This is a genomic window from Herbiconiux sp. VKM Ac-2851, from assembly GCF_013205105.1.
GTDB classification, from domain to species: Bacteria; Actinomycetota; Actinomycetes; order Actinomycetales; family Microbacteriaceae; genus Herbiconiux; species Herbiconiux flava.
This window is the reverse complement of the sequence record NZ_JABMLJ010000001.1, coordinates 1,282,419-1,307,630: the sequence shown is the minus strand read 5'-3', so window position 1 is coordinate 1,307,630 and position 25,212 is coordinate 1,282,419. Positions and strand designations below refer to the sequence as shown.

Annotated in this window: 27 protein-coding genes; 18 read left to right on the top strand and 9 right to left on the bottom strand. The window is 70.9% G+C overall.

All coding sequences use genetic code 11. The features are described 5' to 3' along the window. Positions 1-25: 25 nt before the first annotated feature. From HQQ85_RS06175 to HQQ85_RS06160, 4 genes are read right to left on the bottom strand one after another with little or no spacing between them, the layout of a single operon-like run. Entirely contained in the window at positions 26-1,117 is a 1,092-nt protein-coding gene (locus HQQ85_RS06175) for a hypothetical protein (RefSeq protein WP_173181555.1), read from the bottom strand. A gap of 44 nt (positions 1,118-1,161) precedes the next feature. Then, positions 1,162-1,581, bottom strand: a complete 420-nt coding sequence (locus HQQ85_RS06170) for a type II toxin-antitoxin system VapC family toxin (protein WP_173181554.1) — start codon at positions 1,579-1,581, stop codon at positions 1,162-1,164. After that, a complete protein-coding gene (locus HQQ85_RS06165; protein ID WP_216851428.1) occupies positions 1,578-1,838 on the bottom strand; it encodes an Arc family DNA-binding protein in 261 nt (86 codons plus the stop codon). Before HQQ85_RS06165 ends, HQQ85_RS06170 begins: the two co-directional genes overlap by 4 nt. A 60-nt stretch (positions 1,839-1,898) precedes the next feature. Then, positions 1,899-3,248 (bottom strand): aminotransferase class I/II-fold pyridoxal phosphate-dependent enzyme, encoded by a 1,350-nt coding sequence (locus HQQ85_RS06160; protein ID WP_173181553.1) that lies wholly within the window; start codon positions 3,246-3,248, stop codon positions 1,899-1,901. A gap of 151 nt (positions 3,249-3,399) precedes the next feature. Between HQQ85_RS06160 and HQQ85_RS06155 the strand changes: the two genes are divergently transcribed. The 13 genes from HQQ85_RS06155 to mutM all read left to right on the top strand — a co-directional run bounded on the left by HQQ85_RS06155 (position 3,400) and on the right by mutM (position 15,669). After that, a complete protein-coding gene (locus HQQ85_RS06155) occupies positions 3,400-4,248 on the top strand; it encodes a nitrilase-related carbon-nitrogen hydrolase (RefSeq protein ID WP_173181552.1) in 849 nt (282 codons plus the stop codon). A 19-nt stretch (positions 4,249-4,267) separates the two neighbouring features. Further along, entirely contained in the window at positions 4,268-5,701 is a 1,434-nt protein-coding gene (gene hydA / locus HQQ85_RS06150) for a dihydropyrimidinase (protein WP_173181551.1), read from the top strand. Positions 5,702-5,727: 26 nt separating this feature from the next. Continuing rightward, the gene (locus HQQ85_RS06145; protein WP_173181550.1) at positions 5,728-6,744 is read left to right on the top strand and encodes a TIGR03842 family LLM class F420-dependent oxidoreductase; all 1,017 of its coding nucleotides are present in this window, start codon (positions 5,728-5,730) and stop codon (positions 6,742-6,744) included. Then, positions 6,741-7,667 carry an ABC transporter permease gene (locus HQQ85_RS06140; RefSeq protein WP_173181549.1) on the top strand — a complete coding sequence of 309 codons (927 nt, stop codon included), beginning with the start codon at positions 6,741-6,743 and terminating at the stop codon, positions 7,665-7,667. Before HQQ85_RS06145 ends, HQQ85_RS06140 begins: the two co-directional genes overlap by 4 nt. Further along, positions 7,664-8,485 carry an ABC transporter ATP-binding protein gene (locus HQQ85_RS06135; RefSeq protein WP_173181548.1) on the top strand — a complete coding sequence of 274 codons (822 nt, stop codon included), beginning with the start codon at positions 7,664-7,666 and terminating at the stop codon, positions 8,483-8,485. The genes HQQ85_RS06140 and HQQ85_RS06135 overlap by 4 nt, the downstream gene beginning before the upstream one ends. Continuing rightward, complete coding sequence (locus HQQ85_RS06130; protein ID WP_173181547.1) at positions 8,482-9,255, top strand: ABC transporter permease; 774 nt, start codon at positions 8,482-8,484, stop codon at positions 9,253-9,255. Before HQQ85_RS06135 ends, HQQ85_RS06130 begins: the two co-directional genes overlap by 4 nt. Before the next feature lie 89 nt (positions 9,256-9,344). Further along, entirely contained in the window at positions 9,345-10,508 is a 1,164-nt protein-coding gene (locus tag HQQ85_RS06125) for an ABC transporter substrate-binding protein (RefSeq protein WP_173181546.1), read from the top strand. Positions 10,509-10,587: 79 nt separating this feature from the next. Continuing rightward, a complete protein-coding gene (locus HQQ85_RS06120) occupies positions 10,588-11,925 on the top strand; it encodes an aspartate aminotransferase family protein (RefSeq protein ID WP_173181545.1) in 1,338 nt (445 codons plus the stop codon). 99 nt (positions 11,926-12,024) lie between these two features. Then, entirely contained in the window at positions 12,025-12,969 is a 945-nt protein-coding gene (locus HQQ85_RS06115; protein ID WP_173181544.1) for a LysR family transcriptional regulator, read from the top strand. A gap of 70 nt (positions 12,970-13,039) precedes the next feature. Then, on the top strand, positions 13,040-13,618 hold the full coding sequence (locus HQQ85_RS06110) for a DUF177 domain-containing protein (protein ID WP_371741785.1): 579 nt from the start codon (positions 13,040-13,042) through the stop codon (positions 13,616-13,618). A 68-nt stretch (positions 13,619-13,686) separates the two neighbouring features. Continuing rightward, positions 13,687-13,890, top strand: a complete 204-nt coding sequence (gene rpmF, locus HQQ85_RS06105) for a 50S ribosomal protein L32 (RefSeq protein WP_173181543.1) — start codon at positions 13,687-13,689, stop codon at positions 13,888-13,890. Positions 13,891-13,913: 23 nt separating this feature from the next. Beyond that, positions 13,914-14,651 carry a ribonuclease III gene (rnc, locus tag HQQ85_RS06100; RefSeq protein ID WP_173181542.1) on the top strand — a complete coding sequence of 246 codons (738 nt, stop codon included), beginning with the start codon at positions 13,914-13,916 and terminating at the stop codon, positions 14,649-14,651. A 7-nt stretch (positions 14,652-14,658) separates the two neighbouring features. Then, the gene (gene mutM / locus HQQ85_RS06095; protein WP_173181541.1) at positions 14,659-15,669 is read left to right on the top strand and encodes a bifunctional DNA-formamidopyrimidine glycosylase/DNA-(apurinic or apyrimidinic site) lyase; all 1,011 of its coding nucleotides are present in this window, start codon (positions 14,659-14,661) and stop codon (positions 15,667-15,669) included. Between the two features lie 25 nt (positions 15,670-15,694). On the opposite strand, the gene HQQ85_RS06090 is transcribed toward mutM, so the two are convergent. Continuing rightward, on the bottom strand, positions 15,695-16,435 hold the full coding sequence (locus tag HQQ85_RS06090; RefSeq protein ID WP_371741784.1) for a YoaK family protein: 741 nt from the start codon (positions 16,433-16,435) through the stop codon (positions 15,695-15,697). 219 nt (positions 16,436-16,654) lie between these two features. Between HQQ85_RS06090 and HQQ85_RS06085 the strand changes: the two genes are divergently transcribed. The 5 genes from HQQ85_RS06085 (at position 16,655) to HQQ85_RS06065 (ending at position 22,985) form a co-directional block, all read left to right on the top strand. Continuing rightward, positions 16,655-17,752, top strand: coding sequence for an acetamidase/formamidase family protein (locus HQQ85_RS06085; RefSeq protein WP_173181540.1), 1,098 nt, complete (start codon positions 16,655-16,657; stop codon positions 17,750-17,752). Then, positions 17,745-19,319 (top strand): AtzH-like domain-containing protein, encoded by a 1,575-nt coding sequence (locus HQQ85_RS06080; RefSeq protein ID WP_371741782.1) that lies wholly within the window; start codon positions 17,745-17,747, stop codon positions 19,317-19,319. Before HQQ85_RS06085 ends, HQQ85_RS06080 begins: the two co-directional genes overlap by 8 nt. A gap of 168 nt (positions 19,320-19,487) precedes the next feature. After that, positions 19,488-20,726 (top strand): alanine--glyoxylate aminotransferase family protein, encoded by a 1,239-nt coding sequence (locus tag HQQ85_RS06075; protein WP_173181539.1) that lies wholly within the window; start codon positions 19,488-19,490, stop codon positions 20,724-20,726. Continuing rightward, entirely contained in the window at positions 20,723-22,087 is a 1,365-nt protein-coding gene (locus tag HQQ85_RS06070; protein WP_371741781.1) for an allantoate amidohydrolase, read from the top strand. Before HQQ85_RS06075 ends, HQQ85_RS06070 begins: the two co-directional genes overlap by 4 nt. A gap of 52 nt (positions 22,088-22,139) precedes the next feature. Next, a complete protein-coding gene (locus tag HQQ85_RS06065) occupies positions 22,140-22,985 on the top strand; it encodes a MurR/RpiR family transcriptional regulator (protein WP_254069127.1) in 846 nt (281 codons plus the stop codon). A gap of 18 nt (positions 22,986-23,003) precedes the next feature. On the opposite strand, the gene HQQ85_RS06060 is transcribed toward HQQ85_RS06065, so the two are convergent. From HQQ85_RS06060 to HQQ85_RS06045, 4 genes are all read right to left on the bottom strand, one after another. Next, entirely contained in the window at positions 23,004-23,408 is a 405-nt protein-coding gene (locus tag HQQ85_RS06060) for a hypothetical protein (protein WP_173181538.1), read from the bottom strand. 15 nt (positions 23,409-23,423) lie between these two features. Beyond that, on the bottom strand, positions 23,424-23,774 hold the full coding sequence (locus HQQ85_RS06055; protein WP_173181537.1) for a hypothetical protein: 351 nt from the start codon (positions 23,772-23,774) through the stop codon (positions 23,424-23,426). A gap of 127 nt (positions 23,775-23,901) precedes the next feature. Further along, entirely contained in the window at positions 23,902-24,558 is a 657-nt protein-coding gene (locus HQQ85_RS06050) for an NADPH-dependent F420 reductase (RefSeq protein ID WP_173181536.1), read from the bottom strand. 28 nt (positions 24,559-24,586) lie between these two features. After that, positions 24,587-25,207, bottom strand: a complete 621-nt coding sequence (locus HQQ85_RS06045; RefSeq protein WP_173181535.1) for an NTP transferase domain-containing protein — start codon at positions 25,205-25,207, stop codon at positions 24,587-24,589. Positions 25,208-25,212 lie beyond the last annotated feature (5 nt).

Genomic DNA, 25,212 nt, shown 5'->3' with positions numbered 1-25,212 from the left:
GCCCCCATTCAATCCCATGCGCGCGCTACCCGCCGACCGCCCCCACGTTCCCCAGCACCTCGTCCACCAACGCGGGCAGCACCTCGCCCGGCCCGCGCACGTCCACCCAGCCCCCGTCGACGAGCACGGCGACCTCGCCGCCGTCGGCCGTTCCGTAGGCCTCGCCCGGGTAGTCCATTATCGGTGACCAGCCCTTGTCCGGTTCGGCGGCCGAGGAGCCGGCGAAGTACGAAGCGCCACCGGGCAGCACGGCGGCGAAGACCCCGGCCGTGTCGGTGGATCGTGCGACGGCCCAGCTGCACCACCAGGCACCCACCTGACCGGCGCTGCGGTAGCTCGAGTTCGAGTATTCGCCGCCCTCGCCCTTGAACTCGGTCAGCTCGGTGCCCGTGATCTGGACGAGCCTCGCCGGATCGATGAGGCCGTCGCAGCTCGTCGCACCGGTCAAGGTGGTGCCCACAGGCTGCCAGACGGGTTCCGGATCGGCCCAGGTGGCAGCCGCGGCCACGATCGACGCCACCGCGTCGATGCTGTCGGCTTTCTGGGTTTCGGTGATTGCGACGCCGATGCTGTTCGCGGCACGGAGGCTCACCGCGTAGGCGCCGACCCGATCCGTGAAGCCGCACACCCCGTTCGTGCACGACCCTTGAGCGGTGTCACTGATCTCGGGCGCGGGGGGAGCACCGGCCCAGGCCTCGCCGGACACGTAGTCGTCGTAGTCGTCTTCCGTCACACCGGGCACGATGCGGATGACCACACCGGGCTCGACGCCTGTTTCCCGTTCGTTCAGATCGACCCAGCCGCAGGAGAGGGCTCCGACCCGCGCATCCGTGTAGAAGACCGGATTGGCGAACTGCGCCACCGGCTGCTCCTCGAGCGGCCGATCGGCGATCGCCTCTGCCAGCGGCTGGGGCAGCAGCTGATCGCAGCTGCTCGGCACCCGCACCACCGGCGCCGGCGGGTTCGTGGGAGTCGGGCTCGGAGCGGCGGTCGAGGGGGCGGCCGCGACCGTGGTCGTCGGCACGGCGGTGCCCGCCCCTGAGCATCCGGCCAGCAACGCGGCGACCGCCACGACCCCGATCAGGGCGGCAGCGCGCGCACGATGAATTGTCGTCATACCCCCTAGTGTCCGCTCGCGCCCCACCGGTTCCAATTCGCCGGTCAGGGGCGCCAGGGGTTCACGACGGGGAGGCCGGTGTGCTCGAAGTCGCGCTCGTTGCGGGTGGCGAGGAGGGCGCCGTGCACGCGCGCACTCGCCGCGATCTGGGCGTCGAACGGGGTGATGGGGCGGCCGAGACGGCGGCGTGACGCCACCACGTCGGCGAACTCGACGGCGCACTCCGCGTCGAAGGGGATGATGCGCCGATCGAACTCGTGGGTCACGAGGTGCGCGACCCGGCGGCCGAGCTCGCCGCGACGCGTGCCGGCCGGCAGGAGTGCGACGCCCTGCAGCAGCTCGGCGAGGGTGACGGCCGAGAGGCACAGCTCGTCGGCCGGCTGCCGGTCGATCCAGTCGACGACCTCGCTGGCGGCCTGCGCGCGGAGCAGCTCCGACACCACGTTCGTGTCGAGCAGGATCATCGGTCGAAGTCGACCCGGTCGGCCGGCGCGGAACGCTCCGGCAGCAGGTCGGCGAGGTCGTCGGCGTACCCGACATCGGCGAACAGCGACCGGATGCGGCTGCCCACCCCGGCCGTGTCGGCCGGCTCGCTCGCCACGGCGGCGGTGAGGATCTGGCGCGCCTCGGCCTCCATCGACCTCCCGTTACGGGCCGCCCGGACGCGCAGTCGCTCCCGAGTGCCGTCTTCGAGATCTCGCACCGTGATCGTCGCCATCATGCCGCCTTCCACTGCTGTCAATGCTAGCAGTTCGATGAGGATGTGTCGAGTATGGCTCGGCTACTCGGCGCGGGCGGCGGCGGCCAGGAGGGCGGCCACGGTGTCGAAGTCGTCGGCGACGCGGCCCGCGGTGACGCGGAGGAACTGCGGCGGCCGCGCATCCGCAACCGGGGCCGCAGCCACGAACGACGAGCCCGCCGCCACCCGGATGCCGCTGGCCGCCAGGGTGAGGATCGCCGCCTTCTCGTCGGCCACCGGCAGCCAGGTGTTGATGCCGTCGGAGGGCTCGTGCGGCAGCCCCTGCTCGACCAGCGCCTCCGAGAGCAGCCGCTGCCGGGCCTGGTAGATGCGCCTGGCGTCGTGCACCGTGTCGACCGAGGCCGGTGCGGTGAGCAGCTCGTAGAGGATGGTCTGCAGCATCCGCGACGTCCAGCCCGGGCCAAGAAGGCGCCGCGCCACGATCCGGTCGATCAGCGCCTCCGGCCCGCCGAGCGCCGCGATGCGGAGGTCGGGGCCGTGCGACTTCGCGAAGCTCCGCACGTGCAGGGTGCGGTTCGGCAGCCAGGTGCCGAGGCTGTGCGCGGGGCTCGAGGAGATCTCGCCGGAGTGGTCGTCCTCGATCACCACGGGGTCGCAGAGATGGTCGTGCGCCCGCAGCACCCGGGCGAGCTCCCGCGCCCGCGCCGCGCCCATCGAGATGCCCGTGGGATTGTGCGCCCGGGGCTGCAGGATGACGGCGACGGGCCCCAGGGCGAGGGCGTCCGCGAGCTGCCGGGGGAGTATTCCCTGCTCGTCGACGTCGACCGGCAGCCGCTCCGCCCCGAAGGTCTCGAGCAGGTCGAGGAACGGCGGGAACGTGGGGTTCTCGACCACGACCCGGTCGCCGAAGCGCACCAGTGTCTCGAGCGCGCGGGAGATGGCGTCGAGGGCGCCGTCGACGATCGTGAGCGACGCGACGGGGTAGGGCCAGGATGCGCGCAGGTGCTTCTCGAGCCCCGGGAGGACCGGGGAGCTCAGGTAGCTCGCCGTGTCGGCACGGGTGGGCACCTTGGTGAGCGCGTGGGACAGGTCGGGCAGCAGCGAGGGATCGGGCGTGCCGGTGGAGAGGTCGAGCCGGGCCGTCACGTGCGAGCCGGCGAGCTCGCCGAAGTGCGGGGGCATCCACGGCGTGGCGGCCTGCAGCACGTAGCTGCCCGCCCGGCCTCGGGAGGTGATCAGGCCGACACCCGAGAGCGCCTGCCACGCGTTGCTCACCGTGGCCGGGCTGACCCCGAGGGTCGAAGCGACGTCGCGCACCGTCGGCAGCCGGTCGCCCGCGCTGAGCGAGCCCGAGCGGATGAGACGGGAGATGGCCGCGGCGATGCCCTCGGGTGTGCGGTGCTCCACCGCGTCGACGATCCGTTCGAGCATGATGCCCCGGTTCTTGGTGCGTCTGCCCGGACGGGGGTGCCCGGGAGTCTTGACATATTTACTCTCGCGTCACACTCTGAAACACACGAGAAATGTTCACGCCGAATAATAACAAAACCGGCTGCACAGCACGCTTCGAAAGGAAACACCGATGACGACGATCCGCGCGGCGATATCCCAGACCACCTGGACGGGCGACAAGGAGTCGATGCTCGACAAGCACGAGCAGTTCATGCGCGACGCGGCCGCCCAGGGCGCGCAGGTGATCTGCTTCCAGGAGCTGTTCTACGGGCCCTACTTCGGCATCACCCAGGACAAGAAGTACTACCGCTACGCCGAGCCGGCCGACGGCCCGATCGTGCAGCGCTTCGCCGCGCTGGCGAAGGAGCTGAACATGGTCACGATCCTCCCGATCTACGAGGAGGAGCAGACCGGCGTGTACTACAACACCGCCGTGGTCGTCGACGCCGACGGCACGATCGTGGGCAAGTACCGCAAGCACCACATCCCGCACCTCGAGAGCTTCTACGAGAAGTTCTACTTCCGCCCCGGCAACCTCGGCTACCCGGTGTTCGACACCGCCGTCGGCAAGGTCGGCGTGCACATCTGCTACGACCGCCACTTCCCCGAGGGCTGGCGCGAGCTCGGCCTGAACGGCGCCCAGATCGTCTTCAACCCCAACGCCTCCAAGCCCGGCCTGTCGAACCGCCTCTGGGAGCTCGAGGGCCCCGCGGCCGCCGGCGCGAACCAGTACTTCGTGCTGGTGCCCAACCGGGTCGGCAAGGAGGACAACGAGTACGGCGACCTCGCCGTCGACTTCTACGGCACGAGCTACGTGGTCGACCCGCGCGGCAACTACGTCGGCGAGCTCGGCTCGAGCGAGCATGAGGAGCTGCTCGTCAGAGACCTCGACCTCGACGCCATCCGCGACACCCGCGACGACTGGCAGTTCTACCGCGACCGCCGTCCCGACGCCTACAACGAGATCGTCGCACCGTAGGCACCGGGGAGGGGCAGCCATGAAGACTCTCATCAAGGGCGGCACCGTCGTCAACGCCACGGGCACCGCCACGGCCGACGTGCTGATCGACGGCGAGACCATCGCCGCCGTGCTGGCTCCGGGCAGCACGCTGCTCGGCTTCGACATCGAGCGGAACGTCGACCAGGTCGTCGACGCGACCGGCAAGTACGTCATCCCCGGCGGCATCGACGCGCACACGCACATGCAGATGCCGTTCGGCGGCACCGAGGCCTCCGACACCTTCGAGACCGGCACCCGCGCGGCCGCCCACGGCGGCACCACGTCGATCATCGACTTCGTCGTGCAGTACGCCGGCGAGAACATCCTGGATCAGTACAACCTGTGGCAGGAGAAGGCGGCCGGGCAGTGCGCGGTCGACTACGGGTTCCACCAGATCCTGTCCGACGTACAGGACTCGAGCCTGACCGCGATGGACGAGCTGATCAACGAGGGCGTCACGTCGTTCAAGCTGTTCATGGCCTACAAGGGCGTGTTCCTGAGTGACGACGGCCAGATCGTCAAGGCGATGCAGCGGGCCTCCGACAACGGGTCGCTGATCATGATGCACGCCGAGAACGGCTCGGTCATCGACCTGCTGGTGAAGCAGCACCTCGAGCGTGGCGAGACCACCCCCTACTACCACGGCGTCTCGCGCCCGTGGCAGGCCGAGGAGGAGGCGACGCACCGCGCGATCATGCTCGCGAACCTCACGGGGGCTCCGCTCTACATCGTGCACGTCAGCGCCAAGCAGGCCGTCGAGCAGATCGCCGCCGCCCGCGACAACGGCCAGAACGTGTTCGCGGAGACCTGCCCGCAGTACCTCTACCTCTCCCTGGAGGACCAGCTCGGAGCATCCAGCCCGGAATGGGGCGAGTTCGAGGGCGCGAAGTGGGTCTGCTCGACGCCGCTGCGCTCGAAGCACGAGGGCCACCAGCACCACATGTGGCAGGGCCTTCGCACCAACGACCTGCAGGTCATCTCGACCGACCACTGCCCCTTCTGCATGAAGGGCCAGAAGGACATGGGCCTGGCCGACTTCTCGAAGATCCCGAACGGCATCGGCTCGGTCGAGCACCGGATGGACCTGATCTACCAGGGCGTCGTGATGGGCGAGATCACCCTGCCCCGCTGGGTGGAGCTGACCAGCACGACCCCGGCGCGGATGTTCGGCATCTACGGCAAGAAGGGCGTCATCCAGCCCGGGGCCGACGGCGACGTGGTGATCTACGACCCGAACGGGCACACCTCGATCGGCCTCGAGAAGACGCACCACATGAACATGGACTACTCGGCCTGGGAGGGCTACGAGATCGACGGCCACGTCGACACCGTGTTCTCCCGCGGTCGCAGGATCGTCGATTCCAACGAGTACCTCGGCAAAAAGGGCGACGGTGCGTACTTCAAGCGCGGCCTCAGCCAGTACCTGATCTGAACGCCTAGAGAAAGACACAGCACAGCATGGATTTCGGCGCGGTCGTTCAGACCAACCCCCCGGCAGCCCGCACCGTCGGTCTCGCCAAGCTCAGCGAGCAGTACGGCTTCGACTACTTCTGGACCTTCGACTCGCACCTGCTCTGGCAGGAGCCGTACGTCATCTACAGCCAGATCCTGGCCGAGACGAACAAGATCAAGGTCGGCCCGATGGTCACCAACCCGGCCACCCGCGACTGGACGGTCACGGCCTCGATCTACGCGACCCTCAACGAGATGTACGGCAACCGCACCATCTGCGGCATCGGCCGCGGCGACTCGGCGGTGCGTGTCACCAACGGCGCGCCCACGACGCTGAAGACGCTGCGCGAGTCGATCCACGTCATCCGCGAGCTCGCGAACTCGCGCGCGGTCGAGTACAACGGCGCCACCCTCCAGTTCCCCTGGAGCAAGGGCTCGTCGCTCGACATGTGGGTGGCGGCCTACGGCCCGCTGGCCCTCAAGCTCACGGGCGAGGTCGGCGACGGCTTCATCCTGCAGTGCGGCGACATCGACATCGCCAAATGGATGATCGCCACCGTCCGCAAGGCCGCCGAGAACGTCGGGCGCGACCCCGACGAGATCGCGTTCTGCGTGGCCGCGCCGATGTACATCGGCGACGACTGGGAGCACATGCGCGACCAGTGCCGCTGGTTCGGCGGCATGGTCGGCAACCACGTGGCCGACATCGTCGCGAAGTACGGCGAGAGCGGTGCGGTTCCGGATGCTCTGACCGAGTACATCAAGGGCCGCGAGGGCTACGACTACAACGAGCACGGCCGCGCCGGCAACACGCACACGAGCTTCGTGCCCGACGACATCGTCGACCGCTTCTGCGTGCTCGGCACCGCCGAGCAGCACATCGAGAAGCTCAAGCAGTACGCCGAGATCGGTGTGACCCAGTTCGCGGGTTATCTGCAGCACGACAACAAGGAGGAGACCCTCCGCGTGTACGGCGAGACCGTGATGCCGGCCCTCCGCGACCACATCACGGCCAAGGCATGAGCGGACGCTCCCCGTCGGGCACCCGCGACCGCCGTCCGGCCGCGCGGCGCTCGGGCACGACCGCGACCCGTGTCGCGTTCGGCGCGGGCGGCGTGCTGCTCGTGGTGGTCGTCTGGGAGCTCTACAAGGCGATCGGCCCGGCAACGGGCGTCGTGGTCGGCGACCTCACGGTGCTGCCGCGCACGACCGACCTCGCCATGCCGCACGTCTGGGACATGGTGGGGCGGATGTTCGAGCAGACGGGCAACGGCCGGAACGCCCAGCCCGTCTGGCTCGCCGTCACCCAGGCGGCGCTGTTCACCCTCGGGGTCGCGGCCGTCGGCTGGATCGTCGGCGTCGTCGTGGGCCTGCTGCTGGCCATCCTGATGCAGCGCTTCCGCACGGCCGAGTCGGCGGTGCTGCCGTGGATCGTGCTCAGCCAGACCGTGCCGCTGATCGCCATCGCGCCGCTCGTGCGGCGCTGGGGCGCGCAGCTCGAGTTCGGCGACTTCACCTGGGAGAGCTGGATGTCGGTGGCGATCATCGCCTCCTACCTCGCCTTCTTCCCGGTGTCGATCGGGGCGCTGCGGGGGCTCAACTCGCCCGACGCGATCCACGTCGAGCTGTTCCGCAGCTACGGCGCGGGCTGGTGGAAGACGCTGTTCACCCTGCGCCTGCCGGCCAGCGTGCCCTACCTGCTGCCGGCCCTCCGGCTCGCCGCCGCCAACGCCGTGATCGGCACCGTCGTCGCCGAGGTCTCCATCGGCCTCCGCGGCGGCATCGGCCGGATGATCATCGAGTTCGCCCAGCAGGCGTCCGGTGACCCGGCCAAGACCTGGGCGCCGATCTTCGGCGCCATCGCCGTCGGCCTCGTGGCCGCCGGCGTCATCGCCCTGCTCGGAGTCCTGCTCCGGCGCTTCCGCAGAGGGGAGGTGCCCGCATGAGCGAGGCATCCGCAACCGCCGCCGTCCAGGTGACCGGCGTCGACAAGGTGTTCACCGCCAAGCGCAAGGCGTCGGTGACGGCGCTCGAGAACATCGACCTCACGGTCGCACCGGGGGAGTTCGTCTCGCTGATCGGCCCCTCGGGCTGCGGCAAGTCGACCCTGCTGCGCCTGATCGCCGACCTCGACACGCCCTCGGCGGGCACGCTCACGGTGTTCGGCAAGACCGCCCGCCAGGCGCGCATCGACCAGGAGTACGGCATAGCCTTCCAGCAGTCGGGCCTCCTGCCCTGGCGCACGGTGGCGGCGAACATCGAGCTGCCGCTCGAGCTGCACGGGGTGAACTCGGCGGGGCGCAAGAAGCGGTCGGCCGAACTTCTGGCGCTCGTGGGACTCGGCGACTTCGCCGAGAGCTACCCCGACCAGCTCTCGGGCGGAATGCAGCAGCGCGTCGCCATCGCGCGGGCGCTCGCCGAGAGCCCCCGACTGCTGCTGATGGACGAGCCCTTCGGCGCCCTAGACGAGATGACCCGCGAGCGCATGCAGACGGAGCTCGTGCGCATCACCGGCGAGACCGGCGCGGCGGTGGTGTTCGTCACCCACTCCATCCCCGAGGCCGTGTTCCTGTCGAACCGGGTCGTCGTGATGTCGCCGCGGCCCGGCCGCATCCGGGACATCCTGAGCATCACCCTGCCGGGCACCGCCGACCGCGACGAGCACCTGCGCGAGGACGAGGCGTTCTTCGAGAACGTCAGCCGCGTGCGCGAGCTGCTGCACGGCGAGGCGCCCGTCGGCATCAAGGGCGTGGAGAACCGATGAGGGCTTCCGCCGGCACCCTGCGCACCGTGCTCGCGCCGGTGATCCTCGGTGTCGTCGCGCTCGCGCTCTGGCAGCTGCTCGTCGTCGCCTTCGACATCAAGCCGTTCATCGTGCCCGGGCCGCTCGCGATCGGCACCGAGTTCGGCGACAACATCGCCTCGGTGGTGGCCGGAGCGCTGGTGACCGGGGGCAACGCCCTCGTCGGGCTGGTCATCGGCGGGGTCGTGGGCATCTTGTTCGCCGTGCTCGCCGCCCTCGCGCGGGTCGTCGACGAACTGACGGCCGGCATCGTCGCGGCGCTCGCCGTGGTGCCGATCGTCGCCCTGGCACCCGTGCTGTACACGATGTTCGGCGCAGGTGCCGAGACGGCCCGGCAGCTCGTGGCGGCGCTGGCGGTGTTCATCCCGGTGTACATCAACACGCTGCGGGGACTGCGGCAGGTGCGCCCGGTGCATCGCGATCTGATGCACGTGTACGCGGCATCCGCGTGGCAGACGACCCGCACGGTGACCGTGCCCGGGGCGCTGCCGTTCATCTTCACCGGACTGCGGATCGCCTCGAGCCTCGCCGTGATCTCGGCGCTGATCGCCGAGTACTTCGGCGGGCCCGTCGGGGGCCTCGGCAAGTCGATCACCTCGGCCGCGTCGTCGTCGAACTACAACCTCGCCTGGGCCTACGTGCTCGGCGCCATCATCGTCGGTCTCGTGTTCTACTGCGTCACCCTCGCGATCGAGACCTTCGCGACGCGGCACTACAAGCCGCGCACCTGAGCCGCCCGCACCACCCCACGAGCTGCACCACCCCGCACCACGGCACCACCACCCGCACCACCCACCAGCACCACCAGAGGAGGAACGACATGAAACACAGCACACGTCTCACCCGCTCCCGCGTCATCGGCGGCATCGGCGCCCTGGCCGCCACCGCGATCGTGCTCACCGGATGCTCGAGCGGCGGTTCGTCGGACTCCACCGACTCGGCCTCCGACGGCGACCTCACCCCCGTCTCGCTGCAGCTGCAGTGGTTCTCGCAGGCCCAGTTCGCCGGCTACTACGCAGCTCTGGATCAGGGCTTCTACGAGAAGGAGGGCCTCGACGTCACCATCCTCGAGGGTGCCACCGACATCGTGCCGATCGACGTGCTCACGGGCGGCGACGCCGACTTCGCGATCTCCTGGGTGCCGAAGGTGCTCGGTTCGATCGAGCAGGGCGCGGCCGTCACCGACATCGCGCAGATCTTCGAGCGTTCGGGCACCACCCAGGTCTCGATGAAGGACAAGAACATCACCACGGCCGCCGACCTGTCGGGCAAGACCGTCGGCAGCTGGGGCTACGGCAACGAGTGGGAGCTGTTCGCCGGTATGAACAAGGCCGACGTGAAGCTCGACGACATCTCGCTCGTCGCGCAGGCGTTCGACATGAACGGCTTCCTCGCCGGCGACATCGACGCGGCCCAGGCCATGACGTACAACGAGTACGCCCAGGTGCTCGAGACGAAGAACCCGGCCACGGGTGAGCTCTTCACCCCCGACCAGCTGAACGTGATCGACTGGAACACCGAGGGCACCGCGATGCTCCAGGATGCGATCTGGGCCGACTCCGACCGCCTGGCCGACGACGCCGACTACGCCGACACCGCGGTGAAGTTCATCAAGGCCTCGATCGAGGGCTGGGCCTACGCCCGCGACAACCCGGAGGAGGCCGCGAACATCGTGACCGCCTCGGGCTCGCAGCTCGGAGAGAGCCACCAGCTCTGGATGACCAACGAGGTCAACAAGCTGATCTGGCCCTCGACCTCGGGCGTCGGCACGATCAACCAGGACCAGTGGGACCAGACGGTGAAGATCGCCATGGACACCCCCAACGAGACCGGCGCGACCGTCATCTCCGAAGAGCCACCCGCGACCGCGTTCTCGAACGTGTACGTCGAGAAGGCGCTCGCCGAGCTCAAGGACGAGGGCGTCGACGTGATGGGCGAGGGCTACACGCCCATCGACGTCACCCTCAAGGAGGGCGGCGAGTAGTCACTCGTCACCAGGGGAGGGTGGCGGCAGCGCCACCCTCCCTCACCACCCGCACCGCACTGACAGAAAGAAACGCACCATGGATCTCGACCCCGCCGACCAGCAGCTCGCCCTCGAGCTCGACCGCGCCCACGTGTTCCACTCCTGGTCGGCCCAGGCCTCGCTGAAGCCGATGGTCATCGCCGGCGGCCTCGGCTCGACGGTCTGGGACTACGAGGGCACCGAGTACCTCGACTTCTCCTCCCAGCTCGTGAACACGAACATCGGCCACCAGCATCCCGCCGTCGTCGCCGCCATCAAGGAGCAGGCCGACGTGCTGACCACCGTCGCGCCGGCCGCCGCCAACCTCACGCGGGGCAAGGCCGCCCAGCGCATTCTCGAAAAGGCGGGCAGCCGGTACAGCAAGGTCTTCTTCACCAACGGGGGAGCGGATGCGAACGAGAACGCCATCCGCATGGCCCGCCTCTACACGGGCCGCGACAAGGTGCTCTCGACCTACCGCAGCTACCACGGCAACACCGGAGCCGCGGTGGTCGCCACCGGCGACTGGCGGCGCGTTCCGAACGAGTACTCGCGCGGCCACGCCCACTTCTTCGGCCCCTTCGCCTACCGCTCCGACTTCTGGTCGACGAGCCCGGAGGAGGAGTCGGCCCGTGCGCTGCAGCACCTCGAGCGCGTGATCGTGTCGGAGGGTGCGTCCTCGATCGCCGCCATCCTGCTCGAGACCGTGCCCGGCACCGCCGGCGTGCTGGTGCCGCCGCCCGGCTACCTCGAGGGCGTGCGGGCGCTGGCCGACCAGTACGGCATCGTGCTGATCTTCGACGAGGTGATGGCCGGGTTCGGCCGCACCGGGTCGTGGTTCGCGTTCCAGGCGCTGACCGCCTCGGACGGGTCGTTCGTCGAGCCCGACCTGATCACCTTCGCGAAGGGGGTCAACTCGGGCTACGTGCCCGCCGGCGGTGTGATCATCAGCCCGGCCATCGCCGAGATCTTCGATGAGGCGGTGTTCCCGGGCGGGCTGACGTACTCCGGGCATCCGCTCGCCATGGCCGCCATCGTGGGGGCCATCGACGCGATGGAGTCGGAGGGCATCGTCGACAACGCCGCGCACATCGGGCGCGACATCCTCGGGCCGGGCCTCGCGGCGCTGGCGGCGAAGTACGACGTCATCGGCGAGGTGCGCGGGCTCGGCGTGTTCTGGGCGCTCGACCTCGTCAGCGACGCGGATGCGCGGACGCCGCTGTCCGCGGCCGGCATCGCGGCGCTGAAGGGCAAGCTGCTCTCGCTCGGGCTGCTGCCGTTCACCGCGGACAACCGCCTGCACGTCGTGCCGCCGTGCGTCGTCACCGACGCCGAGGCGGAGCGGGCGCTGGCGATCTACGACCAGGCCTTCTCGGAGCTGCCCGACCTGGCCTGAGCCGCGTCTGCTTCGGGCGGGCCCTCCGGCTGCGGCGGGGCATCCGGTGACCATTTAGCGTCGCCTGGGTGCCCCGCTTCGGCGTTGTAGAGTCGCTACATGGACGTCAGACGCCTCGAACTGCTCCGGGAACTGTCGGAGCGCGGCAGCATCACCGAGGTCGCGCGTGCCACCCATCGCACCCCCTCCGCGGTCTCGCAGCAGCTGCGGGTGCTCGAGCGCGAGGCCGGTCTGCCGCTGACCGAGAAGGCCGGCCGCGGCATCGTGCTGACGGATGCGGGGCGAGCCCTCGCGCGCAGCGCCACCGACGTGGCCGTGGCCATCGAGCACGCGAACGCGCTCTGGGACGAGTTCCGGAACGACCCGACCGGCGAGGTGTCGCTCGCGACCTTCCCGACCGGCGGCCAGATGCTGCTGCCGGGCGTCGTGCGCCGTCTCGACGAGGTCGGCGGGCTGACGCTGCACTGCAGCGACCGCGACCCCGAGAGCGACGACTTCCCGGCCCTCACCGCCGACTTCGACATCGTGCTCGCGCACACGGCGTCCTCGGCCGCCACGAACTGGCCCTCGACGGAGCTCGCGGCCGTGAAGCTGATGACCGAGCCGCTGGACATCGCGCTGCCGCCCGGGCATCCGCTCGCCGAGAAGGAGCTGCTCGACCCCGAGGACCTGATCGGTGAACGCTGGATCGGGGTGCCCTGGGGCTACCCGTTCGAGCGCACCATCCTCGACATCTCCTCGGCGGCCGGAACCCCGATGAACGTCGTGCAGCGCTTCGGCGACACCCGCGTCACGGAGGCGTTCGTGGCCGCGGGGCTCGGGGTGGCCATCTTGCCGTGCTACACGGCGGGTGGGGCGTACCGCAGCGAGATCGTGCTGAAGAACCTGCGCGGGGTCGTGGCCGAACGGCACATCTTCGCGCTCATGCGCCCCGACCGCGCCGAGCGCCTCGCCGTGCGCACCGTCGTCGACGCCCTGCGCGCCGAGGCCGACGCGGTCGTCGCGGCCAACCTGCACCGCAACCCGCCCCGGCCGCTCTCCTGACCCCGGCCCCTCTCCTGACCCCGGTGTCGCTACTGACCCCGGTGTCGGTGGGAGCCGGTAGAATCTCTCGGTGAGCACATTCAAGAAGACCCCTTACACGGTCAACGTGCGCGATCTCCTCCACAAGCCGGGCGAGATGCGCGAGCACCTCTTCGACATCGCCACGGGCGAGAAGCTCGGCGAGGGCCTGATGGCCGTGCCGGCCGGCGAGGAACTGCACGTCGACGTCCGTCTGGAGTCGGTGCACGAAGGCATTCTGGTGTCCGCCGAGGTCTCGGCGGAGGCCGTCGGGGAGTGCAGTCGATGCCTCCGCGACATCGCCCAGACGGTCGAAGTCGAATTCCAGGAGCTTTTCGCGTATTCTTCTGACGAAGCTTTCGATCACGAGGTTCACGACGACCATGTCGATCTCGAACCTCTGATCAGGGATGCGGTGGTGCTGGCACTGCCGTTCCAACCGGTGTGCACGCCGGATTGCCCAGGACTCGACCCGGTGACGGGCGAGCGTCTGGCCGAACATCCGGCACAACCCGCACCCGACGTGATCGACCCGAGATGGTCGGCACTGGCCGGACTGAGCACCACCGTGGGGTCGAGCACCACCACGGGGTCGAACGCTTCCGAAGACACAGACACCGACGCCAAGTAGGCACGGGGTCGTAAACCGCCGGCCGCGCGCCCAGGAGCGCACGCCGACCGAGAAGAAGAGAGACAACCATGGCCGTTCCGAAGCGGAAGCAGTCACGTTCCAACACCCACGCGCGTCGTTCGCAGTGGAAGGCCGAGGTCCCCACGCTCGTCAAGACGATCGAGAACGGCAAGACCACCTACAGCCTCCCGCACCGCGCGAAGGTCGTCGAGGACTCCGCAGGCACCGCCCTGTTCATGGAGTACAAGGGCCGCAAGGTCGCCGACGTTTAGCAGTTCTTCGAGAGGTTCGACCGGTGTCTGAAGTTCCGGATGCGCGGTCGCGCCTTTTGGCGCGCCTGGACATCGATCTCGACCCCGAGCTGTTCGACCTGGCACTGACCCATCGCTCGTACTCCTACGAGCACGGCGGCGTGCCCACGAACGAGCGGCTCGAGTTCCTCGGCGACTCCATCCTCGGCCAGGCCGTGACGGTGATGCTCTACACGACCTTCACCGAGCTCACCGAGGGCGAGCTCGCCAAGCGGCGCGCGTCGCTCGTGAGTACGGTCGCGCTCGCCGAGATCGCCCGGTCGATCGGGCTCGGCGAGGTGATCAAGCTCGGTCGTGGCGAAGAGCTCACGGGTGGCCGCGACAAGGCGTCCATCCTCGCCGACACCGTCGAGGCGGTGATCGGCGCGACCTACCTCGACCAGGGGCCCGACGTGGCGACGGCACTCGTGCTGCGCCTCGTGATGCCCCTCGCCAACGACCCCGGGCGCTTCGGCATCTCGATGGACCCGAAGACGAGCCTCCAGGAGCGTGCAGCGCGGCACGGCTACGAGGCCCCCGTCTACGCGATCGAGGAGTCGGGGCCCGATCACCGCAAGCAGTTCACGGCCACCGTGACGCTGCCCGCCGCGGGGAAGAAGCGCGCGATCAGCGCCTCGGGCACCGGGTCGAGCAAGAAGCAGGCCGAGTCGGTCGCGGCGGCGGCGGCGTTCGCCGAGCTCGGGCCGCTCGGCGCCGGTCCCTCCGTCGGCTCGAAGGCCTGACTCCGTCGTGCCCGAGCTCCCCGAGGTCGAGGTCGTGCGCGCGGGCCTCGAGCCGGCCGTGACCGGCGCGCTCATCACGGGCGTCGAGGTGTTCGACACGCGGTCGCTGAAGCGGCACAGCGCGCTCGAGGGCCGCTTCGAGGCGCTGCTCGAGGGGCGTCGGATGCTCGCGGCCGTGCGCCGCGGCAAGTTCCTGTGGTTCCCGCTGGCGGCGGGGGAGGCCACCGGTGCCCAGTCGTCCGGTGCCCAGACGCCCGGGCCGCAGGCGCTGGTCGCGCACCTCGGCATGAGCGGTCAGGTGCTGCTGCGCACGCCGGGCACCGCCGAGGAGGGGCTGCTGCGCATCCGGCTGCAGATCGAGCATCCGGAGCACGGCGAGTTCTGGGTGAACTTCGTCGACCAGCGCATCTTCGGCTCGATGGCGGTCGACCGCCTCGTGCCCACCGCCGACGGTGCAGCCGGCGGGTACTCGGGCTTCGACGGCGGGCGGATGCTCGGCGACACGCTCGCGCTCGTGCCCGGCCAGGTGGCGCACATCGCCCGCGACCCCCTCGACCCCGCGTTCGACGAGAAGACCTTCTTCGCGGCGCTCGCCCGGAAGCGCACCGGGATCAAGCGCGCCCTGCTCGACCAGACCCTGATCTCGGGCATCGGGAACATCTACGCCGACGAGTCGTTGTGGGCGGCGCGGGTGCACTACGAGCATCCGGCCGACCGTCTGCCGCGGGCCCGGGCCCGGGAGCTGCTGGCCGAGGTGAGGCTCGTGCTCGAGAAGGCGCTGGCCGAGGGCGGCACGAGCTTCGACGCCCAGTACGTGAACGTGAACGGCGCCTCGGGCTACTTCTCGCACAGCCTGAACGCCTACGGGCAGCAGGGCAAGCCGTGCCCGCGCTGCGGCACGGCGATCGTGCGCGAGGCGTTCATGAACCGCTCGTCGCACCTCTGCCCGCGCTGCCAGCGGCCCTTCCGTGCGCGCGCGGCCCGGGCCGGTGCCGCCGCGCCCGTCACTGCGACCTAGCCTGCGGCCGCAGCGCAGCGCAGCGCTAGCGGCTGGCCGGCGCGGTCGCGGGCGCCTCGGCCTCGCCGGCGGCCGCGCGCTCGGCGTGCTTCACGTGCGCCGTGATGTGGCCGATCAAAGCTACAACCACGGTGATCAGCGCGGCCGCGGCGAGGCCCCAGCCGATGTGCAGCATCAGCAGCAGCGCGCCCACGCCCGCGCCCGCGGCGATCAGCACGATCGCGGCCGCCCGGCGGAACCACGGCTGCCCCTTGCCGCCCGCGAGGCGCGAGTCGGCCGCGAAGCCCGTGATGGTCGAGGTGACCACGACGGTCGTCACGTCCTTCACGCCGATGTGCCGGGCGGTCGCCGCCTGCAGGCCCATCGCCATCGCGAGGAACGTCGTGATGAGGTACTCCCACGGCTGCGGCGGGGCGCCGTCGGTGATGAAGAGGGTGATCGCCAGGCCGCTGAGCATCAGCCCCACGACGGTGATCAGCCAGGTGGTGCGGGTCGTCCAGCCGGCCTTGATCGGGCGCAGCACCCGGCCGCCCACGACCGCGCCGGCCATGAAGGCGAACAGCGCGATCAGCGGGCCGAGCCAGGGCAGCCCGGGCGCTCCCGCGAGTGCCATGCCGAGGATGACGACGTTGCCCGTCATGTTGCCCGCGAACACCTTGTCGAGCCCGAGGTAGCCGATCGCGTCGACGACGCCGGTCGAGAACGTCAGCGCGAGCATGAGCGCGAGGTGCAGGTTGCCGCTGTTGGCGCGGAGTCTCTTGAGCACGGATGTCCCGTCGGTCGGTGGGGTCGGGTCCGGCGCTGTTTCACGCCGAGGGGGTGTATGTTTCGCGGGTGTAAAAGCCGGTTTCGGCCGTGCAAACACTGCTCCTGAACGGTAGCCGCTCCGGGAAGCGGGCCGCAAACGGCGATAGCCTCGGGGGGTCGGCGGCCGCCCCGGGGCCCGGCGTCGGCTCCTCGAACCCGGGCACGAGAACGGATGCGCATGTCGATGACGGCGGCCCTGCAGCCCGGCGCGGGCGAGATCCGCGCCACCGAGTACCTGGCCGCGAGCCTCTCGCACGTGCTCTGGGGGCGGCTGCCCTGCGCGACCGACCGCCCGGTGCTCACGATCGACTCGGGCACCGACGTGACGATCGACACGCTGAGTCACGAGGGCATCCTCGAGGACCAGGGTCGCGACCCGGCGGCCTTCTTCGCCGCGAACGGCGTCGACCGGTCTCTGGTGCTCGACGACGCGGTGGCGCTGGCCGCATCCGCCTACCCCCGCTCGGGCGTCGACGGCCCGCACGTCGTGACCGGCCCGATCGCCGTGCGCGGCGCGCAGCCGGGCGACCTGCTGAAGATGACCGTGCTCGAGACGACACCGCGCGTGCCGTACGGCGTCATCTCGAACCGGCACGGCAAGGGTGCGCTCGTCGGCGAGATGCCCGTCTCGCAGGGCTCGGTGAGCGTCTTCGCCGAGCTCGAGCACGGGCTCGACGGCTCGGAGTGGGGCACGCTGCCGCTCGTGCCGGGAGGGGAGCGGTCGGTGCGGTTCCCGCTGCGTCCGTTCCTCGGGATCATGGGGGTCGCGGTGGCCGGCGACCAGCGGCCGCACTCGGTGCCGCCGGGCGCGCACGGGGGCAACATCGACATCAATCTCCTGACCGTGGGGTCGTCGCTGTACCTGCCGGTGCAGGTGCCGGGCGCGCTCGCGTACGTCGGCGACCCGCACTTCGCCCAGGGCGACGGAGAGGTGGCGCTGACCGCGATGGAGGCGTCGCTGCGGGTGACCGTGCGGTTCGAGGTGGTGCCGCAGGCCGAGGCCGTGGAATCGTTCGGGACGCTCGCCGGGCCGCTGGCCGAGACGTCGGAGTTCCTGGTGCCGACGGGCCTCGACGAGGATCTCGACGTCGCCGTGCAGAACTGCGTGCGCGCCGCGCTCGGCCTCCTCGAGGCGCGCTACGGCATGGACCGGGCGCTCGCCTACGCGTACCTCAGCGCCGCCACCGACTTCGACATCTCGCAGGTGGTCGACATCGTGAAGGGCGTGCACGCGCGCATCCGCGTCTCCGATTTCGCAGGGGTGCGCCGTGGCTGACGCGCTGCCGTCCGGTGTCACGTCGCTGGTGGGGTCGCTGCCGGCGGGGGAGCTCGAGGCGCTGCTGGGGGCGTTCCGGGGCTACGAGGCGGCGCTCATGTCGAACGACATCGCCGTACTCGACGCGTCGTTCGCGCCGGGGGCCGACACGCTGCGGGGCGACGCGAACGGGCTGCTCGTGGGGCACGGGCGCATCGCGGCCTTCCGGGGGCTGCGGGGTGGGGTGGCGTGGCGGCGCATCGTCGAGCTGCACGTGCGGGTGGTGGCTCCGGATGCTGCACTGCTCGTCTCCGTCAGCGCCTTCGTTGCCGGCGGAACGGGGCTGCAGACGCAGCTCTGGCAGCGCTCACCCGCCGGCACCTGGACCATCGGAGCCGCGCACGTCACCGGCGCCCCGCCCGCGCTCAACCGCTCGGTCTGGCGGGTGGCGGGAGCGCCGCTCGTCCCGGCCTCCACTCCAGGTCCGCTGGCGGGGATGACGGTGGCCGTGAAGGATCTGTTCGACGTGGTGGGGTACGCGGTGGGGGCGGGGAACCCGGTGTTCCTCGCAGAGGCGGGGCGGGCATCCGTCGACGCCGACGCCGTGGCGGCGCTTCGGGGCGCGGGGGCGGCCGTGCAGGGGATCGCGCAGACGGACGAGTTCGCGTACAGCATCGCGGGGCGGAACGTGCACTACGGGACGGCGCCGAACCCGTCCGTGCCGGGGGCGATCCCGGGCGGCTCGTCGAGCGGGCCCGCCACGGCGGTGTCGCTCGGGCAGGCGACGATCGGGCTGGCGACGGACACGGCCGGGTCGATCCGGGTGCCGGCGTCGTACCAGGGGCTGTGGGGGCTGCGGACGACGCACGGCGCCGTGAGCACGCGGGGGCTGCTGCCGCTCGCGCCCTCGTTCGACACCGTGGGGTGGCTGACGCGCGACGCCGCGACGCTGCGGGCGGCGGCCGCGGCGTCGCTCGCGCCGGCCTCCGGCGGGGTCGTCGCGCTGCGTCCGGCGTTCGTCGTGGCGGCCGAGCTGCTCGAGGGCTGCGATCCCGAGGTGGTCGCCGCGTTCGACGCATTCGTCGCCGAGCTCGGGGGAGTGGTGGAGAGGGTCGAGCTGGGCGGGCTGGACGCGGTGTTCGCCGCGTTCCGGACGGTGCAGGGCGCCGAGGCGTGGCGGGCCGACGGGGCGTGGGTGGCCGCGCATCCGGGAGCCGTGGGGGACGACGTCGCCGAGCGCTTCGAGGTCGCCGCCGCGATCACGCCCGGGCAGGAGCTCGAGGCCCGCGAGGTGCTGCGCCAGGCTCGGGAGCGGTTCGACGCGACGCTCGCGGGGCGGGTGCTGCTGCTGCCGTCCGCGTCGTCGGCGGCCCCTCCGCTCGATGCCTCAGCGGAGATCATCGCGGCGGTGCGGGCCGCGACGCTGCGGATGACCTCCGTCGCCGGCACCGGCGGGTACCCCGCGGTCTCGGCGCCGCTGCTCGGCGTGCCGATGCCGGGCGGCACCGCGCCGCTCGGGCTCTGCCTCGTCGGCCCCCGCGGCTCCGACCTCGCGCTGATCGACCTGGCCGCGACGCTCGCCCGTTAGCCACGGGAGGAGAATCGGGCCGATAGGGCCGTATACGGGCCAAGGGCCGGATTCTCCTCCCGTACCGACGTCACGCGGGGCGGGGTGGGTGGAGAGCGGCACGAAACACGGGTGAAACACGCGTTTCGTAGACTGGGCGGCGACGAAACAGACTTTTCGAGGAGACCGATGAGCACGCCGCCCGACCTGCTTCAGATCAACCCACCGCCGCGCCTCCTGATGGGGCCCGGCCCGATCAACGCCGACCCACGTGTGCTGCGCGCCATGTCGGCGCAGCTCGTCGGCCAGTACGACCCCGCGATGACGGCGTACATGACCGAGACCATGGGCCTCTACCGCCAGGTGTTCCGCACGGCGAACGAGCAGACGCTGCTGATCGACGGCACCTCCCGCGCGGGCATCGAGGCGGCCATCCTGTCGCTCGTGGCCCCCGGCGACCGCGTGCTCGTGCCCGTCTTCGGCCGCTTCGGCCACCTGCTGCGCGAGATCGCCGAGCGCGCGGGTGCCGAGGTGCACGTGATCGAGCGCGAGTGGGGAACCGTCTTCACCGAGCGCGAGATCGAGGAGGCCATCGTGCGCGTGAAGCCCGCCCTCCTCGCCGTCGTGCACGGCGACACCAGCACCACGCTCGCCCAGCCGCTCGAGGGCCTCGGCGAGCTCTGCGCCAAGCACGGCGTGCTGTTCTACACCGACGTCACCGCGTCGCTCGCCGGCAACGCGTTCCACGCCGATGAGCTGGGGCTCGACGCCGTGACGGCGGGGCTGCAGAAATGCCTCGGTGGGCCGTCCGGCTCGGCGCCCGCGACGTTCTCGGCGAAGGCCGTCGAGCGCATCGAGTCGCGGAAGAGCATCGAGGCGGGGATCGCGGGGTCCAGCGACGAGATCCGTGAGTCGCGCATCCGCTCGAACTATTTCGACCTCGCCATGATCTTCGACTACTGGGGCGAGAAGCGCCTCAACCATCACACCGAGGCCACCACGATGCTCTACGGCGCCCGCGAGTGCGCGCGCATCATCGTCGAGGAGGGGCTCGACGCCACCATCGAGAGGCACCGGATGCACGGGGCCGCCATGCTCGCCGGCGTGCAGGGTCTCGGGCTGTCGGTCTTCGGCGACCCCGCGGCGAAGATGAACAACGTCGTGGCGGTGCAGATCCCCGACGGGGTGACCGGCGACGCGGTGCGCGGGGAGATGCTCGAGGACTTCGGGATCGAGATCGGCACCTCGTTCGGGCCGCTGCACGGCAAGGTGTGGCGGATCGGGACGATGGGGTACAACGCGCGGAAGGACGCGGTGCTCACGACGCTGGCCGCGCTCGAGCAGGTGCTGCGGCGCAACGGCGCTGCGGGGGCGCCGGGGGCTGCTGTCGAAGCGGCCTATGGCGTGTACGAGGGGGCCGGGGCGTGACGGGGATCGGTGCGCCGGGCGCCGGTGCCGGCCGCTCTTCGGGTGCCGCGGGTGCCGGCCGCTCCTCGGGTGCTGCGGGCGCCGGCGCCGCTGCTGCGCGGGAGGTGCCCGCCGACACGACGGCCGCCGTCGTGCTCGAGCGGTGCGAGCTGCTCGCGACGCACTCGTCGCTGCCGGGCGGGCTGATCCAGCGCGTGAACCTCTCGCCCGAGCACGCCGCGGTGAACGCGATCGCCGCCGGGTGGATGCAGGACGCCGGCATGACCACCTGGCAGGACGCCGCGGGCAACCAGTGCGGCCGCCGCGAAGGTGCCGAGCCCGGGCTTCCGGCGCTGCTGCTGGGCTCGCACCTCGACACAGTGCCGCGGGCGGGGAAGTACGACGGCATCCTCGGGGTCTTGACGGCCATCGCGGTGGTGCAGCGCATCCGCTCGTCTGGTCGTGCGCTGCCGTTCGCCCTCGAGGTCGTGGCCTTCGCCGACGAGGAGGGCACCCGCTTCGGGCGGGCGCTGATCGGCTCGCGCGCCTACGCCGGCACCTTCGACCCGGCGTGGTGGGAGCTGCTCGACGAGCACGGGGTGAGCCTGCACCAGGCTTTTCTCGACTTCGGGCTCGACCCGTCGAAGGTTCAGGATGCTGCACGGCGGCCCGAGGAGTTCGTGGGGTATCTCGAGGCCCACATCGAGCAGGGGCCCTACCTCGAGGACGAGAACAAGGCGCTCGGGATCGTGTCGTCGATCGCGGGGGCCAGGCGGTTCCTGATCACGATCACGGGGCGGGCCGGTCACTCGGGCACGCCCTACGAGCGGCGGCGGGACGCGCTCGCCGGAGCGGCGGATGCGATCCTCGCGATCGAGCGGATCGCCCGGTCGGCGCAGCTGATCGCCACCGTCGGGCACCTGCAGGTGTCGCCGGGGGCGGTCAACGTCATCCCGGGCGAGGTGGAGTTCAGCCTCGATCTGCGGGGCGAGTACGACAGCGAGCGGGACCGGATCTGGACGGTCATCCAGGACATGCTGACCGACATCTGCCGGCAGCGGCGGCTCTCCTGGGAGAGCGTCGAGACGCACTCGGCGCCTGCGGCGGAGTGCAGTGCGCGGTTGCGGGCGGCGGTGGGGGAGGGCATCCGCTCGACCGGCGACCGGCGGCCGATGTCGCTGTTCTCGAAGGCGGGGCACGATGCGATGGCGATCGCGGCGATCACCGAGATCGGGATGCTCTTCGTGCGGTGCGAGGGCGGGGTGAGCCACAACCCGGCCGAGCACGTGACGGAGGCGGACGTGGCGGCGACGATCGACGCGTTCGAGCGGGCGGTGCTGGCGGTGGCCTCGTCGCCGTCGCAGTCGCAGTCGCCGTCATGATCATCATCGGCGCCGGCCGCCCCGGGCGAGAAGGCCTGAGGGCGGGCGAGCGATGAGCGTGCAGACGATGAACATCGGCCAGCGGATCGACCGCAGCTACGGCGAGCTGTCGCCGCAGGAGCAGCGGGCGGCCGACTTCATCCTCGACCACCTCAGTGACCTCGCGGTCTACTCGGGCACCGAGCTCGCGCAGCGCAGCGGGGTCTCGAAGGCGACCGTCTCGCGCCTGTTCCGCCGTCTCGGCTTCGAGAACGCGCAGGAGGTGCGGGAGCACGCGCGCTCGCTGCGCTCCTCGGGCGTGCCCGTCGGCGGGGCGACCCCGGGCGCGACCGCCGACCTCTCGGCGCACCTCGTGCGCGAGGTCGAGAACCTGCGGCGCTGCCTCGACGCCCTCGGGCCCGAGCGGCTCGAGCAGGCGACGTCGCTGCTCGTGCGGGGGCGCACCGTGACGATCGTGGGCCTCCGCAACAGCTACCCGGTCGCGGTGCACCTGCGCGAGCAGCTCGCCCAGGCGCGCGACTCGGTGCTCCTCGCGCCGCTGCCCGGGCAGACCCTCGCCGAGGAGTTCGCCGAGCGGGATGCGCGGGACACCGCCGTGGTGCTCGGCTTCCGTCGGCGACCCGCGGGGTTCGGGCGGATGATCGCGGGCATCGCCGCCCGCGGTGTGCCGGTCATCCTGATCGGCGACCCGTCGGCTCGCCGCTACGCCGAGTTCGCGAGCGTCTGGATCGAGTGCCCGATCGACAGCGTCTCCCCGCTCGACAGCTACGCCAGCGCGATGAGCCTGGCGAACGTGCTGGCGTCGAACACCCTCGCGGCCCACGCCCGCGACAGCCGCACCCGCATCGCCGCGATCAACACCCTCTACGACGCCTTCGGCGAGCTCGAGCAGCCCTAGCGCCCCCCTGCGTTCATCTCAGTTCTGGCAGCGGATCACGAAGCCCGAGGCCGAGCAGCCCCCGCCCTTGAACTCGTTGAACCGCTCGACCGGGCCCGGCGTCACCCACCCGCTCGGAGCGACCGGCGCGTAGGCGAACCCCGAGTCGTCGATGCGGTCGAGCTGCCAGCTGCCCTGGAGGCTCGCCGGTACCCCTCCGACGACATTGAAGCTCAGCTGCGGCTCGGGTATCCAGTCGACGTTCGCCTGCATCGGCGGGTCGGTCATCTCGGCACGCGCCGCGGGCACGCCTCCGAGCATTCCGCCCGCCGCGGTGAGCACGGAAGCCGCCACGGCGAACACCGCTGCCGTCACGACGACCGTGGTGCGGATGCCGACCGATTCCGCCCTGGCGGGTCGCTTGGAGTAGGGGGCGCGCGTCATCCGTACGTCCATCGATCAGTAGTCACAGGTGATGACGCGCGGCGAGGTGATCGCGCAGCCCCCGTCTTTGTACTCACTGAGGCGGTTCAGTGCCCCGCCTGTCGCCACCGAGGTCGGATTCACGGGCGAGTAGTGGAACGTGCCGTCCCACATCCCGATCATCTGCCACGCGCCCACCATGTCGCTCGGGACACCGCCGATGTTGTTGAAGCCCACCGGCCCTTCCGGGATCCAGTCGACATTCGCCTGCGCCGGCGGATCGGTCATCTCGGCGTGAGCGGCGAGACCGGACGCGCCGACCAGCACGGCGGTCAGACCGAGGGTGCCCAGCGACATGGACACGGTTCGTTTCACGATGGAGTTCAAGGGTCGTCCTTCCTGTGGCCGATGTGACGGACGTCACGGAAGACGAACCTAGGTTAGAGCGCTCTGCCCTCGACCTGAGCAGTTTCTACTCAGACCACAGCGTGGGGGAGGCCCGGGGCGGGGACGCCTAGCGGCGGGTGCCCGCCGCCGCGAGTTTGGCCGGGACCTCCGCCGCCGTCATGCGGACGACGTAGGCCGGGCGGTCGCGCTCGAAGCGCCAGGAGTCCGCCAGGGGGCCCGCGTCGACCGCGTCGAAGCCGAACTCGTCGAGGAGGGTGCTGACGAGGGTCTTGGCGGCGGCGTCGTCGCCCGCGATCGGGAGGGCGCGGCGGTCGGGGTCGCCGGCCGGGCGGCCGTCGGTGGTGAGGTCGGCCGCCAGGATGTTGTTGAACGCCTTCACGACGGTCGAGGTCGGCAGGTGCTCCTGCAGCATCTGCGACGTGGTGGTCTTCTCCTCGTCGAGCTCGGGGATGCGGCCGTCGCGCTCGAAGTAGTAGTTGTTCGTGTCGATCACGGTCTTGCCGGCGAGCGGCTCGACGGGCACGGCCTTGTACGCGTTCAGCGGCACGGTCACGACGACGATGTCACCGGCCTCCGCGGCCTCGGCCGGGGTCGCCGCGCGCGCCTGCGGGCCGAGCTCGGCGACGAGCGGGTCGAGCGTCTCGGGCCCCCGCGAGTTGCTGATCACGACCGAGTAGCCGTGCGCGACGGCGAGCCGCGCGAGCTGCCCGCCGATGTTGCCGGCGCCGATGAAACCGATGGTGCTGAGTCCTGTTGCAGTCATACCGTCAGTCAACTCTCCTCGCGCGGGTTCATTCCCCGTTCCCAGAAGGTGCTCCGGATGCTCGCACCGGGCTGTCGACGTCGTCGCCGCCGCCGAGGTCGCTGCAGTCGACTTCCGTCGCCCCGTTCGCGGCCAGGAACGTCCGGGCGCCGCGATCGGCGTGCGAGGCGTCGAGCGCAGCGACGAGCGCGTCGGCGTGCTCGGCTCCGATGACCACCGGATGCCCGGGCCGCCCCTCGTAGAAGGCCTGCGCCAAGGCGCCGCGGTGGGCTCCGGCGCGGAGGCGCTCCACGGCCTCGGGACGGAGGCCGGGCAGGTCGACGAGCGTCACCACGACGACATCGGCGCCCGCCTCGACCGCCGCGCCGACGCCGTGCGCCAGGGAGGCGGCGAGGCCCTCGGCCCAGTCACGGGCATCCGTCGTTCTGACCCGCGGATCGACGAGCAGGCCGGCCAGGAGGGGGCGGGCCTCGTCGGCGGCGGCTCCGAGCACGACGAGCACCTCGTCGCAGCCCCCGTCGAGCAGCACCCGCACGCCACGCGTGAGCCAGGGTTCGCCGTCGGAGGCGGTGACGAGGGCCTTCGGGCGGCCCATCCGGCGGCCGGCGCCGGCGGCCAGCAGCACACCGACGGAGCGCGAGGGGGACATGCCCT